Annotated in this window: 11 protein-coding genes; 8 read left to right on the top strand and 3 right to left on the bottom strand. The window is 43.7% G+C overall.

Features of this window, described 5'->3' with window-relative positions:
* The first annotated feature begins 183 nt into the window (after positions 1-183).
* The 5 genes from AAEY88_RS11705 (at position 184) to AAEY88_RS11725 (ending at position 5,283) form a co-directional block, all read left to right on the top strand.
* A complete protein-coding gene (locus AAEY88_RS11705; protein WP_350562580.1) occupies positions 184-2,010 on the top strand; it encodes a D-alanyl-D-alanine carboxypeptidase in 1,827 nt (608 codons plus the stop codon).
* Between the two features lie 214 nt (positions 2,011-2,224).
* Complete coding sequence (locus AAEY88_RS11710) at positions 2,225-2,725, top strand: ABZJ_00895 family protein (RefSeq protein ID WP_350562582.1); 501 nt, start codon at positions 2,225-2,227, stop codon at positions 2,723-2,725.
* Between the two features lie 363 nt (positions 2,726-3,088).
* The gene (locus AAEY88_RS11715) at positions 3,089-3,619 is read left to right on the top strand and encodes a YetF domain-containing protein (RefSeq protein ID WP_350562584.1); all 531 of its coding nucleotides are present in this window, start codon (positions 3,089-3,091) and stop codon (positions 3,617-3,619) included.
* 78 nt (positions 3,620-3,697) lie between these two features.
* Positions 3,698-4,186 (top strand): 23S rRNA (pseudouridine(1915)-N(3))-methyltransferase RlmH, encoded by a 489-nt coding sequence (gene rlmH / locus AAEY88_RS11720; protein ID WP_350562586.1) that lies wholly within the window; start codon positions 3,698-3,700, stop codon positions 4,184-4,186.
* A 170-nt stretch (positions 4,187-4,356) separates the two neighbouring features.
* Complete coding sequence (locus tag AAEY88_RS11725) at positions 4,357-5,283, top strand: class III extradiol ring-cleavage dioxygenase (protein ID WP_350562588.1); 927 nt, start codon at positions 4,357-4,359, stop codon at positions 5,281-5,283.
* Positions 5,284-5,314: 31 nt separating this feature from the next.
* Here AAEY88_RS11725 and AAEY88_RS11730 read toward each other — a convergent pair whose 3' ends face one another.
* Positions 5,315-6,808 carry an amidase gene (locus tag AAEY88_RS11730; RefSeq protein WP_350562590.1) on the bottom strand — a complete coding sequence of 498 codons (1,494 nt, stop codon included), beginning with the start codon at positions 6,806-6,808 and terminating at the stop codon, positions 5,315-5,317.
* A gap of 202 nt (positions 6,809-7,010) precedes the next feature.
* Positions 7,011-10,244, bottom strand: a complete 3,234-nt coding sequence (locus tag AAEY88_RS11735) for a DNA translocase FtsK 4TM domain-containing protein (protein ID WP_350562592.1) — start codon at positions 10,242-10,244, stop codon at positions 7,011-7,013.
* Between the two features lie 815 nt (positions 10,245-11,059).
* On the opposite strand from AAEY88_RS11735, the gene trxB reads away from it, so the two are divergent.
* The 3 genes from trxB to AAEY88_RS11750 all read left to right on the top strand — a co-directional run bounded on the left by trxB (position 11,060) and on the right by AAEY88_RS11750 (position 13,442).
* A complete protein-coding gene (gene trxB, locus AAEY88_RS11740; protein WP_350562594.1) occupies positions 11,060-12,082 on the top strand; it encodes a thioredoxin-disulfide reductase in 1,023 nt (340 codons plus the stop codon).
* A 9-nt stretch (positions 12,083-12,091) separates the two neighbouring features.
* Positions 12,092-12,913 carry a leucyl/phenylalanyl-tRNA--protein transferase gene (gene aat / locus AAEY88_RS11745; protein ID WP_350562596.1) on the top strand — a complete coding sequence of 274 codons (822 nt, stop codon included), beginning with the start codon at positions 12,092-12,094 and terminating at the stop codon, positions 12,911-12,913.
* Positions 12,914-13,001: 88 nt separating this feature from the next.
* Positions 13,002-13,442, top strand: coding sequence for a MerR family transcriptional regulator (locus AAEY88_RS11750; RefSeq protein WP_350562598.1), 441 nt, complete (start codon positions 13,002-13,004; stop codon positions 13,440-13,442).
* Positions 13,443-13,503: 61 nt separating this feature from the next.
* On the opposite strand, the gene rimI is transcribed toward AAEY88_RS11750, so the two are convergent.
* Positions 13,504-13,980, bottom strand: coding sequence for a ribosomal protein S18-alanine N-acetyltransferase (rimI, locus tag AAEY88_RS11755; RefSeq protein WP_350562600.1), 477 nt, complete (start codon positions 13,978-13,980; stop codon positions 13,504-13,506).
* Positions 13,981-14,147: the final 167 nt, after the last annotated feature.

Here is a 14,147-nt window from a genome sequence, read left to right on the forward strand (position 1 = left end):
CGCGAAAATGACAACTCATGTTACCATAGGCTGTTTTTAACACCTGACGACAACTCTCTCATGTATACCCTTTTTAAACCTTATAAGTCCTTATTTACGACCACTCAAAATTCCACAACGTCACAACTGTTTAAGAAACCTTGTAGACCCTCATCAAAACTATTTAGACTGAAAGTGCTACTTGTGTTTATCGCTTTGATACCGCTAAGCAGTCAAGCGGCACTGCCAGAATCCATTCAATCAGCACTTAGTCGCGCAGCGTTAACGCCAGCTGATATCAGTATAATCATCACTCCAGTTGGCACAAAGAGTATCAGCCGTTTGCCCTCTGTCATCGAAGTTACTGATAGCGCTAATACTGACCCTAAACTTACCGCTACTAACAGCAATACTAAAAACGCACCTATTACGGTCAATAAGCAAGAGATTCAACAGCAAGAACGTCAGTTACACGCCTATACTGATGATGTTTATACTTACCAAAGCTTAAACAGTAGGCCAACAGTATCAGCCAATAACACCGTATCGCAGCAAAATAATTCTAATAATTATAATGCCGATTCTGATGCCTCTAACCTCGCACTATCGACAACCATACAACCCCCTTTATTGAGCCATCAGCCTAATATAGCGCGCACGCCTGCCAGCACCATGAAGCTGGTGCCCAGCTTTATTGCTCTTGATACGCTAGGCACTGACTTTACTTGGTATACCCGGGTTTATCATACCGGCATTATTATCGGCGACCGTCTGCATGGTGATCTGATTATTCAAGGGAGCGGCGACCCAAAAATGACTCATGAACGCTTGCAGCAATTGCTCTATCAAGTTCAAAAAACAGGGATTCGTCATATTAATGGTGATATTGTTATCGATAGTGCTGTCTTCAAAAATGTCAGTAAAGATCCAGCTGCCTTTGATAACGCGCCTTTACGCTCTTATAATGCCAGTCCCGATGGATTCTTAGTTAATTTTAGTAGCATAGAAATTGCCAGCCATCCACTGAGCAACGGGCAGGCACAACTGACCTATACACCAAAGCTGGCAAATTATCAATTGCCGAGTCTCATCAATACCCGCTCTGCTGCTTGTTCGCGGGCCACTTATAGTTTAGCGCCGCAATGGCAAACGGATAAGCTCACTCTTAGCGCTAAGCTGCCAGAAAGCTGCGGTAAGCATTTATTTTATATCTCTTATCCTGATAGCAAAGACTTTGCTGCCCACGTCATCGCTGCAAAATGGCAACAGCTCGGCAATACACTAAGCGGTCAAGTGATTACCCAAGAGGCACCTTATAACGCTAATAACGCTAATAACGCTAATAACGCTTCTAAAAATATACGCTCAGCGCGTGGTCTAGCGGCATTACCGGTGTCGCCACTGCCAATCGTCAGCTACCCTTCTTTTAATTTGACTCAGCAGATTTATGATATTAATCACTTCTCTAACAATGTTATGGCTGAGCAAGTGGCATTATCGATAGACGCTTATAATAAAACCAACACCGCCCCAATGAATACAGCTGATGCCTATACCAAAAAAGCAACGAGCTTATATCGATTTGGTCAATCCAATGCAACGAGCTATCCTGCCGCTCTACAGACTATGAATCAATGGTGGCAAGCGCATCTGACCACAGCGCCGCCACATCTAACCAATGGTTCAGGATTATGCCGAGACTGTACGATTACTGCTGCTAACTTAAATGAGCTACTAGCGTATGCTTATAGCCAACCAAGCTTTGATGCCTATGTCCATTCATTAGGCGTGGCAGGTGTTAGCGGTACGATCGTCGCCCATAGCGAGCGCTTACCTGAGTCAGCTGCCATTGGACGCGCATGGATTAAAACGGGTACTTTAAATAACGTTGCCGCGATGGCAGGTTATGTCAAAGGTCAATCAGGGCAGGACTATACGGTGGTCGGATTGATTAATATCGAGCAGGCTTTAAACCCGTATATAGCAAGACCGGTATTAGATGCGATGCTCGACTGGACAGCGCAGCATTAATATAATAAATCAACTGTAACTTGTTACAGTGTCAGATTCGCCTAATATGCCTATTTGGATATACCCGCTACTATTTTTACTCAACATTCAATAATCAGTCTTATATTTAATTCATTGTAGTTATAAAAAGACAATTATTAAAAAACAAAATATTGCATACTTAATCACATTCCGTTTCTAATCCTACTATTTATATTTTATGACAGGCAAGCTTATGGCACGTACCAAACCTAACCTCGGCAAACATAATGCTCAGTCAAAATATACGGGGCAACCTCTAAAGATCCGTTTGATTCAATACGTGGGGTTTTTTGCGATTGGCTATGTTCTTGCCAGCGCTGTCTTTATGATGGTTCAGTCGCAGATAGGGCTCAATCCGCAACTGGTCACTGCTGTATCTATTCTTGCTGGTGCCTATATTGCCGTCCATAAATTTATTAAACATCAACAGCGCGCCCTGACAAAAAGCGAGATGAATCGCTTAACCCTCGGTGGTACCAGCGTAGTCTGGTTATTAACCGCTATTTACTTTTTAGCCTTGTGGTTATGGCTATTTGATGCAGCCAGCCGTGAAGTATTGCTAGAGATGTCAGCACAGCAACCAATGCCGTTATTGTTCGCACTGGTGGTAATATCGTTACTCACCTTAATCAGCGCGCGTATCAGCATTTGGGCATTTAATCGCCTACTCGATACTAAACGCAAGACTTCTTGATATTAAACTTATGCTCAATAACTATTTATCTACTGCTGTTCAAGTCGTGCTGTTCAGGTAATGCTAAATAAGATAGATATGCTAGCAGTTACGTGCAGCTGGTAAAAATTTTCTGGCTTGCTGTGTGGTTATGCCACTCCAGAGGCTGCAAAAATTGCTACCAGCCACACTGTACGCGTTTTAAAGTGAATCGGCTATAAGCCCATGACTATTAAGACGTTGATATAAAATATTGACAACGTGCTACAAAATTTTTGCACTATTGCCCAGTAAATTCCGTTAGGCTATTTTTAGAGAGCTTGTATTTAAACGTTCTATTTTTACATATTGAACCAATTTGCATTATTAATAGGAGCAACAACCATGGATATGGTATTTTTTGATAGTATTGAAAAGCTTGGACGTATTGTGCTGACCGCGATGATGGTCTATATCCTTGTCGTTATTACCACGAAAATCTCTGGTAAGCGCTCCACCTCGCAGCTTAATAACTTCGATTGGATCGTTACGGTAATGATTGGTTCACTCGGCGCCAGTACCATACTGCTCGAAAACATACCCTTTATTGAAGGGGGTGCCTCTATCGTGGTGTTGTATCTAATGCAGTTTTTAGTGACTAAATACGCGTCTATCTCACCACAATTTAGCAGCGTTATCTTGTCTGAGCCACGCATTGTCTTTTATCAAGGGCAATATCTGCCAGAGGCTATGCGTACTGAACGTTTAACCCGTCAAGAGCTTGAATGTGCCATGCGTTCTGAAGGGGTCAGAAGTTTAAGTGATATTGAAGCGATTATTTTTGAATCCGATGCCAAGCTGACTATTATTACCAAAGGTGAGAATGCCCAAGAGGATGATGCTATTTCTGAGACCCTATTGCCGTTAACTGATTAAATCAAAGTATGAAAAATTAAAGTATGAAAAATTAAAACAACTTGAAACTGCTCAAGTGAAATCAAGGAATAAGCGTCTATGAAAGTACGAATTTTGACCGTTGGTAATAAAATGCCCAACTGGGTACAAAGCGGTTTTGATGAATATCATAAGCGTATTCAACCCATGCTGAGCACCGAAATCATTGAACTTTCTGCTGCCAAACGTGCTAAAAACCCTTCCGATGCTAATTTATCTCAGTATCGTGAACAAGAAGGTCAGGCGATATTAGCTGCCCATACCACTGCTGGACGTGAGCAGTTATGGGTGCTTGATGTTAAAGGTAAGATGCTATCGACGGAAGGCTTGGCAGATAAACTGGCAGATGCAATGCAGCAAGGGGACGATATCGCGCTGGTGATTGGCGGGGCTGATGGGGTCTCACAAGAGGTGTTGGCACAGGCCGATGTAAAATGGTCATTGTCGGCGCTGACCTTACCGCATCCTTTAGTGCGCGTGGTATTAATGGAGCAGTTATATCGGGCGATGAGTATCAATCACAATCATCCCTATCATCGAGGGAATTAGCAATAATGAGTCAACTACAAATCGATTACGGCGTCAGACTTACATAATGCACTTGGCGTACAATTTTCACTCATGTTCTTCGTACCCGTTTTATATTTGACTCACTATACTCAGACTGACCATTAAGAAATTAATAAGCATTAAATATCCTTGATACAACAGATTGAAAAATGACAGCGCGCCCTAATAAATGGCACATGAGCTATTCAAAACCTGCTAAATACGCCCCCGTTTATCATCCCAAGCATTATGGTTATCATCATGATGCTACTAATCCTACGACGCCCATTAGTGGTGCTGTCGCTTGGGCGGATGCGCCTGCTGGACTGACCAATACCGCGCGCTTGCCGGCGCTATTTATCTCGCATGGAGCGCCAACCCTTGCTATTGAGCAATCAGCGACAACTAGCGCACTGGCGCGTATGGGCCACAATTTACCCAAACCCCGCGCTATCGTCATTATGTCCGCTCACTGGCTATCCTCTAAACTTGAGATCAGTAGCAATCCTAAACCTAAGACTTGGCACGACTTTTCAGGCTTTGACCCCAAGTTACATCGAATCCAATATCCAGTAGATGGTCACGCAGAACTTGCCGAGTCACTCGCGCAACAGCTTAGCGCACGTGGAATTGCCTGTAGTGTCAATCCGATGCGTGTCTGTGATCACGGTGTTTGGGCGCCACTGCGGCATTTATATCCGCAGGCGGATGTGCCTATTGTACAAATATCCTTGCCGCAGCATTATGACAGTAACGCTTGCTATCAATTGGGTGCCCAACTGACGCAATTGCGTGATGAGCAAATTTTGATTATTGGGTCAGGGAATATTACTCATAATTTACAAGCATTACGCTGGCAGGCCGATAGTATTGATTATGCCGCTAAAGACTTTAAATCATGGCTATTACAACAGCTGAAAATGGACATTCCTACTGCCTTGGATTGGCAACAATATCCCAGCTTTCGTAATATTCATCCGAGTGATGAGCATTTACTGCCGCTATTCTTTGCTTTAGGTGCGGGTCAACGGGTTTCTGTTGTCCATGAAAGTATGGCCCACCATAGCTTAGGAATGGATATTTATCGTTTTGATTAGGGCTTTTTATTCATTTACAACATAAAGAGTGCTATCTCTCAAATGCTGGTTTGGTAAACAAACCGGCGCGCTCCATTTCCCCTGCTACGCTTAATAAAGTCGTCTCATCATTCATACGCCCAATCAGCTGCATACCAATTGGCAAGCCTTTCTTGCTCATACCTAATGGCAGCGACATTGCGGGTAGTCCGGCGATATTGCCTAATAAAGTAAAGGCCATTTTGCTGAGCACTGGTTGGCTAAGCTTTTCAATGATACCGGAGCTAAAAGCATATTTACCCATATCGAAGCCTTTATTGAGCATCCCAGCGCTACGCATGAGCATCTCATCCATTCGACTTGGTGGCAGAATACCGTGTTTGACCGCAGTGGTAGGCACTGTCGGACATAAAATCATATCGTATTGTACAAGTAGTTTGCCCGTTTGATATTGGCTATCATGCCAGCCTTGTTTGGCATGCACCAAATCTACCGCTGACAACGACCGCCCGAGCATTGCCATATTGGAGGTTTGCGGTTCTAGATTTTTTATGTGCTCTGAGCCAAAACAGCGCTCAATATTATCGATCGTAAAGGCGGTATGAGCACAAATTACCACCATAAAATCGTGCCAGAACGTTTCAATATTAATATTAGGCTCAGCAGGAATGACCCGATGACCCATCGCTTCCAATTGCGCAGCGGTTCGCTCAAGTACGGCTAAAACTTCTTTATCTACTACCGTATTCGCAACTAATGGCTGTTGATGTAGGGCAATAGTCAAAGGCCTAGGGGCCCGCATCGCGGCCTGTAAAAATGTCCCATCAGGCGGCGTGATAATATAAGGCGACCCTATTTCTGCGCCACTGGTCGCATCGAGCATTGCCGCGCTATCACGTACCGTGCGGGTAATGACATGATCTGCAATCGCCCCATCCCACCCTTCACCAAATGCTGGCCCTACAGGATTGCGACCACGGCTGGGTTTTAAGCCAAATACGCCGCACCAAGCCGCCGGGAAGCGTATCGAGCCACCACCATCACCTGCTCCTGCCATCGGTACGATGCCACTAGTCACTGCCGCCGCGCTACCACCTGATGAGCCACCGGTACTATAGCCTTTTTTAAAGGGGTTGTGTGCTGGGCCATGTGCTTTGGGCTCAGTGGTAATAATCAAGCCAAACTCTGGGGTGTTGGTTTTGCCAAAAGTGTTGACCCCAGTTGCTTTCATGCGTTTGACGATTTCACTATCATAAGTGTTTATAACATGGACGCTGCGACTGCCCATCGTTATCGGCTCACCTTCAAAATAAAATGATAAATCCTTTAACAAGTACGGCACACCAGTAAAAGACCCTGCTGGCAATCCTGCTTGTGCGGCGTTATAGGCGCGCTCATCAAAGCGATGAATAATAGCGTTGAGTTTTGGATTGAGCTTATTAGCTTGATCAACCGCAGCGTCTAACAATTCTTTGGCGCTAACTTGCTTTGAGTTTACCAACGCGGCCAATCCTAGCGCATCATATTGGTTATATTCTTTAAACATAAATAGTCTTCCATGATAAATGAGCTTTTATTGAGTATATTAAGTTACCTGACTAACCGCTAGACATCTTATGAATAATTTTTGATATTTACTTGCACCTATACCTACATTTCTACCTATAACTACATAAGAAAGACGGACTACTTTCGTAATCCGTCTTTTTTTATTTAGCGAGATTTACGCCTTTTTACCTTAGCAGTTCTTACATCAATAACTCACGCTTACCACTTTTACCCATTGAGCTGACTAAACCGGCTTCTTCCATAGAATCTACAATGCGTGCAGCTCGGTTATAACCAATACTAAACTTGCGCTGAATACTAGAGGCGGATACTTTACGGGTTTCCATAATAAAACCCACCGCATCATTATAAAGGTCATCATCTTCACCGGATGGGCTCCCAGTACTCCCACTACCGGGACTAGATAATTCAAAGTTGCCAGCCATATTATCAATATAATTGGGGGCGCCGCGTTCACGCCATGCATCACAGACACTGTTGACCTCTTCGTCGCTGACATAAGCACCGTGGACGCGATCTGGCTCAATTTGCCCTGGACCTAAAAACAGCATATCACCATTACCGAGCATATCCTCAGCACCACCACTGTCCAAAATCGTCCGCGAATCCACTTTGGAGTTGACTCGCAGCGCGGCACGTACCGGTATATTGGCTTTGATCAAACCGGTAATAACATCTACCGATGGACGCTGAGTGGCGAGTATTAAATGTATGCCTGCTGCTCGCGATTTTTGGGCGAGTCGGGTGATGAGCTCTTCAGCCTGCTTGCCCACTTGCATGATCATATCCGCAAACTCATCAGCGACAATGACAATCATCGGTAAAGTCTTCAGCTTTGGTGCTTGGCTGATACTCACATTGTCATTAGGTCGCCATAGGGGGTCTAGCATGGGCTTCCCAGCTTGCTCTGCAGCGCGAACTTTTTTATTAAACTCATTGAGCTTACGTACTTTGAGCAAACTCATCAGCTGATAACGGCGCTCCATTTCTGCCACGCACCATGACAAGCTACTGGCCGCTTCGGTCATATCAGTGACCACTGGGGTCAGCAAATGAGGAATATCATTATAGTTGGCAAGCTCTAGCTGCTTGGGATCAATCAAGATAAGACGCAGCTCATTGGGCGTATATTTGAGTAGCATCGATAGCAGCATGGCGTTGACCAATACTGATTTACCGGAACCTGTTGTCCCTGCAACCAACATGTGCGGCGCGCGCGCAAGGTCAGTGATAATCGGCTTACCACCAATGTCTTTACCCATTGCCATACTGATTTGGGCATTAGAATCTTTAAACTTTTCGGTATTAAGCAGCTCAATTAAGCGTACCATCTCACGCTTTTTATTAGGCACTTCGATACCAATGTAAGGCTTACCAGGAATCACCTCGACCACTCGTAAGGAGGCCATCGATAATGAGCGTGCTAAATCGCGTGAAATCCCAGTGACCTTGCTGGCTTTAATTCCAGCAGCCAGTTCTACCTCAAAGCGCGTCACTACTGGTCCTGGAATGGCGTTAACCACTTGTGCTTTGACATTGAATTCTTGCAGTTTAATCTCTAATAATTCTGACAACTGCCCAAGCTCAGCGTCAGTATAACTAGGCTGGCGATTAGGATCAGGCTTATCAAGGATAGATATCTCTGGAATAGGGGATAGGCGCGCGCGATACTCAGCAGTTTGCATTGATCGTGAACGCTGAGAAAAGGCGGCGTCATCATGAATATCCGGCATAACGGGCGCGTTCAAGCCGACATCAGACGACCTATAATCATCTGGCATCATATCAGCAATATGATTGCTCGAATCACCCTCTGGTATGGCAAAGTTCATAGTTGATTTAGATACCGCTACTGTCTCAGAAACTGTATTTGGAGCAGCAGTTGCTTCCGTTGGCGCTGCCTTTGGTGCTATCGTTGGATTGGCAGACGGCGTATTGGTCGGAGTCATATCAGACGCTGATGTTACTTGCTCTGATACCTTATTCTTTGCAGCCTGCATATCAGTGGCTTGTGCCGTTGAATTTTGTGGCACTGGCGTCTGCTTTTCTTTTTCTACTGGGTCTGACACTGAGCGCTGTACATTCAGTTTGCTATCGCTATTATGATCAGCTGCTTTATTGACGCTTGTTAGCGGCGTATCATTCGTATTATCAGAAGCTACTGCTATCGCAGGCTCAGCTAACCAAGTAGCTGCTAACTCATCAACATTCGATACGGGTGTAGGTGTTTCAGCGACATTCATTCCATCTTGCGTCTGCTGAATAGAATGGTCTTTATAGTCAGTCGTATGAGGAGCTGGCTGCATCTCTGCAGGTGCAGGTATCGTCGTATTAGTGGTGGTCGCATTTTGATCGTTAGTTGACGTGGTAGCTAATAAATGATTAACAGTGCCAGCGTCATTCCATGCAAAGCTAGGCTCAATTTTATGGACAGGGGTCGTAGCAGAATTAGGCGGTACGTGCTGTGTGTGGTTAGCTTTAGCGGTATCATTATTAGAGCTCGGTATAGGTGCTTGTAAACTTTCGCCCATTACCGTGTTCGTTGGGGAAACTTGCGCAGCCATAGATGCTTTAACGCTAGCCCCAAGCCCTGACTTTGCCAAAAAATCCGTTAACGCATGACTGAAGCGTTTACTGTTATCTGCTACTTGGTTGCCATTGGAACCATTAGCAGACTGCAACTCTAGCGGCAATTGTTCATAATCCTTTTTCTGCTGCTTTTCCTTATTACTTATTACATCTTTATTACCACTAGCTGGCAGGCGTTTGTTGGTAGGTTGTTGTGTAGAGTTAGCTTCTTGCGCAGAATTAGGTTCAGTCTCTTCGGACTTAACACCAGAACCAAGCCACGCTAAATTGGTAAGCTTATGATAGAGAGGAAGCCAATGAATATTGAAAGCGAAGGTTACGGTAATAATGACAAATACAGTCAAAAACACCACACTGCCCCACGTTGATAATAGCTGGGCTAAGCGCGCCTGTAGCTCAAGACCGATAATACCACCAGCGACGCCGGTAAGCCCTGTTGCTACTGGATCTGATACGTGTTGAATCAGGGCCACCAATTGCGCAAACAAAGCGCTGGCACTTAACAATAAAAAGACATAAGCAACCAACCGTAATAGCCAAAAAGTCGGCTTATTGTCCCACCAAATTAAAATGGATTCATAGACCAAGAACGCCAGCCACCACCATGCCCCGAAACCAAAAAAACTATACAGCAAGTCAGACAACCACGCGCCCATTGCGCCGCCCATATTATTAATAGTAGTCATATCACTACTAATATGTGACCAGCTAGGATCATTACCGGTATAAGTCAATAAAATGATGAACAGATAGACTGCCAACATTAAGCCAAGGAAGGTAAATATTCCTTTTTTTAAATACTCAATAAGTGGTGCTGATATCACGTAGGATCTGCCTTGTTATCAATACTAGATGGTAGCCAACTCATGATTAATGTTAACCATGCTGACATAAAGTGCTCATTTAAATTTGGGTAGCGAAGCGCCTATTATGGCACAGCTGCCAGTTTATTATGGCATAGCCATTATAAGGTATATAGGGCATCACTTATGACGTAAAATACATATTTGGTGCTTCGCAGGTGCCAAACATGTACTAATAAATATCGCTTGCTAATAATATATATTATTCAGCTTTTATTACACTTAGCATAACTTCTCATAATAACAAATACATCGCTTAAGTGGCGACTGTGTTATTAATAAAGAATGTAAAAAAATAACATAACAAGCTATCTACTTACTAAGTAGACAGTGAGTTCATTTTAAAATGGATACAGTGTTTCTAGGAGAAGTCTTTGTAGCCTCTGGAGTGGCCCAGCCTCACAGCAAGCAAGAAAAAGGTTATCCGACGCCCATAAATATCAGCGTATCTACTTTATTTTGTATTGACAATAGCAGTCGGGTGAACAGTAACGGTATAAGTATGCGGCTATACGTTTAAAATCAGTATGATTTAGAAGCAATGCTATTTAAAAGCAGTGCTGTTTAAGAACGAAACCGTTTGAAAATGAAGCTAAAGTGCCCAATCATATAGTAACCATCAGTATGCTTTAATTCTAATAATACCCATATTTATTTTAGCAAACTTGCACTTTTTGCTGACTGCCCTTATGTTAGTATCACACAGCTCTAACAACAACCCTATTTGCTTGATTTTTTAATTCTTAATATCCATTTTTATATCAAAAGGAAGACCCATGGCAACTGCCTCTACAACCAATAATAGCCCACGCCACGAAAAACTCATTATTTTAGGCTCAGGCCCTGCAGGTTATTCCGCAGCCGTCTATGCTGCGCGTGCTAACTTAAAGCCAGTTATGGTCACTGGTTTGGAAGTGGGCGGACAGCTAACCACCACTACTGAGGTCGATAACTGGCCGGGTGATGCTCATGACCTAACCGGCCCTGCATTGATGGATCGTATGAAAGCCCATGCTGAGCGCTTTGGCACTGAATTGGTCTATGATCATGTCAATACCGTTGATCTTAGCGAGCGTCCTTTTAAATTATTTGGCAATAATGGCAGCTATACTTGTGATGCTCTTATCATCTCAACCGGTGCTTCCGCGCAGTATTTGGGACTAGAATCAGAAGAGAAATTCAAAGGTTTGGGCGTATCAGCTTGTGCTACTTGTGATGGCTTCTTCTATAAAGACCAAAAAGTGGCGGTCATCGGTGGAGGCAATACCGCAGTTGAAGAGGCATTATACTTGTCTAACATCGCCGCCGAAGTCACCTTAGTACATCGCCGCGATAGCTTGCGTTCTGAGAAAATACTACAAGATAAACTGTTCGAAAAAGCCAAAAATGGTAATGTAAAAATTGAGTGGAATCACAGTGTTAAAGAAGTAGTCGGTGATGATATGGGCGTTAATGGTGTGGTCATTGAATCTACTGTCGATGGCAGCACCAAACAGTTAGATGTTTTTGGCATGTTTGTTGCGATTGGTCACAAGCCTAATACCGACCTATTCAACGGTCAGCTAAAGATGAAGGATGGTTATATTATTGTTAATAGTGGTCTTAATGGTAATGCCACTCAAACCAGCATCGAAGGTGTATTTGCAGCAGGCGACGTTGCCGATCACGTCTATCGTCAAGCGATTACTTCTGCCGGTACTGGCTGTATGGCAGCACTCGATGCCGAAAAATATCTAGATGCACTAGGCGAAACCCATGCTCAGGACCATACTTACGCTTCAACCTTGACTGCGGATTAAGAAACTTAAATGAGCCATTCTGCTAGTATTTTTGCAGCGAACGCTACTAATATCGATCACCTAACGCCTGAGACCTTAAAAAGTCTCGGGCGTTATGATTTCCCCAATCCTGCCCAAGTTGATCCTGATGGTATTGGCTTGGTAGCGATTGGCGCTGACTTGGCGCCAGAAACCCTGATTTCTGCCTATGCGCAAGGGCTCTTTCCCTGGTTTAATGAAGATGAGCCTATTGCATGGTGGTGCCCTGAGCCGCGCTGCGTGATGGTACCGGCAGACTATCGGCCCAGCAAGTCACTACGCCGCCAAGCCAAACGTGAGCGTTGGCAATTAACCCTTAATCAAGCTTTTGATGAGGTTATACGTGCTTGTAGTCTGCCGCGTAGTGAGGGGCTGCCTGAGGGCGAGCATACTTGGATTCATGATGAGATGATTGAGGCGTATACCGAACTACACGCTCACGGCTTTGCCCATAGTATTGAAGTTTGGGATGACAAACAACAGCTGATTGGTGGCCTCTATGGGCTAAAAATAGGCAGCATCTATTTTGGTGAATCTATGTTTCATCGCGCCTCGAATGCCTCAAAACTGGCATTTTGGGGTTTAATGCGCTTATGTGATCAAAACGGCGTTGCGCTGGTAGATTGTCAGCTGCCCAATGACCATTTAATGAGCTTGGGTGCCGTAACCTTGACACGCGCTGATTTCCTGAACCAATTAGATAGCTTAATTGGCAGGCGTTCAGTTAAGTGGCAAAATAATACGCATAAGCCAATGGTCGCGGCCTCGTTAGATTCTTCTGCGCCATGGCAAATGCAAAAAAACGAGTCTTAACATGGGCAACTATTGCGCTGCTTTGTCTTTTTGACTCATAATTTTTTATCGAATGTTAACTTATTCATTATGCTTATAAGGTCATAATATGGCTCCTGATACCTCTTTTTTGCTCATTGGTATGCTGGCAAATCAAGCCAACACGACCAAAGATACGGTGCGCCATTATGACCAGTTGGGTCTGCTAAAATCCCGTAAACGCCAAGCAGGATCACGTTTTTACACTGAATTTCATCCCGAATGTGTCGAACGTATTGAACTGATCAAAAGCGCACAGGCAATTGGTTTTACCCTCACCGAAATAAAAGACAGTCTCAATGATTATTATGATGGGCATCTTGACCTCAACGATCAGCTAATCGTGACTCAGCAGAAGTTAGAGCAAGTCCAAAAACAACAAGCCAATATAAATCTCATGGTTGAGCTACTTACCGAGCGCATTGCTATCCTCGAACGTATGAAAATAGACAGTAGCTATAAAATTAATGTTGAGGACTGTAAAACACGTCCTACTGAACCTCATTTATAAAATATATCCTGATAACCGTTTTAATTTATTTAGCAATCAGTGTCGTCAAACCTAACCGATATCACTCACTATAACTACGCTGCATAATCAACGCATCTCTCGATAACTGATACGGTTGTTGATAGTAGCCCTTACGTCGATGAATAACTGTAAACCCTTGCTGCGCATACAGTGCTATCGCTGGTGCATTGTCTGCTCGTACCTCTAATAGCAGACTCTCAACCTTGTTGTGCCGTAGTTCTTTATTTAGCGCTGTAAACAGTTGCGAGGCAATACCCTGACGTTGATACTGAGGATGGGTACCGATACGTAATATTTCTGCTTGCTCGAATACAACCTGATATAAACAATATCCGACAATGTAGTTAATAGCGTTAGTAACGATAATTAGTTTAATGCTGTCTTGGATAAGTAAGTCAATAAGCGCCTGATAAGACCATGCATCTTGCAGTTGAATAATGCTTTCAATAGTAGAGACTGCTTGAATATCTTGGTTATATCCAGCCGTATGAGCCGATAGTTCTTTTATTATTAGCATATGCTTTTCCTTTCATTTTTTTGATTTACTTCCTTAAACTTATCTTATCGTGCGCTATTAGTATTACTATTTTGACTCTTTTTATCTTCCATAAAAAAAGCCGCTCTCAATTACGAGAGCGGCTTTTGGACTAACTGTTTGGTTACAACACTTAAATACTGAGAACA

This window comes from Psychrobacter sp. CAL346-MNA-CIBAN-0220 (assembly GCF_040309805.1).
Lineage (GTDB): Bacteria > Pseudomonadota > Gammaproteobacteria > Pseudomonadales > Moraxellaceae > Psychrobacter.

Coding starts and splice junctions, on each gene's coding strand:
- AAEY88_RS11710 (WP_350562582.1), top strand. CDS start 2,225: ATGGCACGTACCAAACCTAACCTCGGCAAACATAATGCTCAGTCAAAA.
- AAEY88_RS11715 (WP_350562584.1), top strand. CDS start 3,089: ATGGATATGGTATTTTTTGATAGTATTGAAAAGCTTGGACGTATTGTG.
- rlmH (WP_350562586.1), top strand. CDS start 3,698: ATGAAAGTACGAATTTTGACCGTTGGTAATAAAATGCCCAACTGGGTA.
- AAEY88_RS11725 (WP_350562588.1), top strand. CDS start 4,357: ATGACAGCGCGCCCTAATAAATGGCACATGAGCTATTCAAAACCTGCT.
- AAEY88_RS11730 (WP_350562590.1), bottom strand. CDS start 6,808: ATGTTTAAAGAATATAACCAATATGATGCGCTAGGATTGGCCGCGTTG.
- trxB (WP_350562594.1), top strand. CDS start 11,060: ATGGCAACTGCCTCTACAACCAATAATAGCCCACGCCACGAAAAACTC.
- aat (WP_350562596.1), top strand. CDS start 12,092: ATGAGCCATTCTGCTAGTATTTTTGCAGCGAACGCTACTAATATCGAT.
- AAEY88_RS11750 (WP_350562598.1), top strand. CDS start 13,002: ATGGCTCCTGATACCTCTTTTTTGCTCATTGGTATGCTGGCAAATCAA.
- rimI (WP_350562600.1), bottom strand. CDS start 13,980: ATGCTAATAATAAAAGAACTATCGGCTCATACGGCTGGATATAACCAA.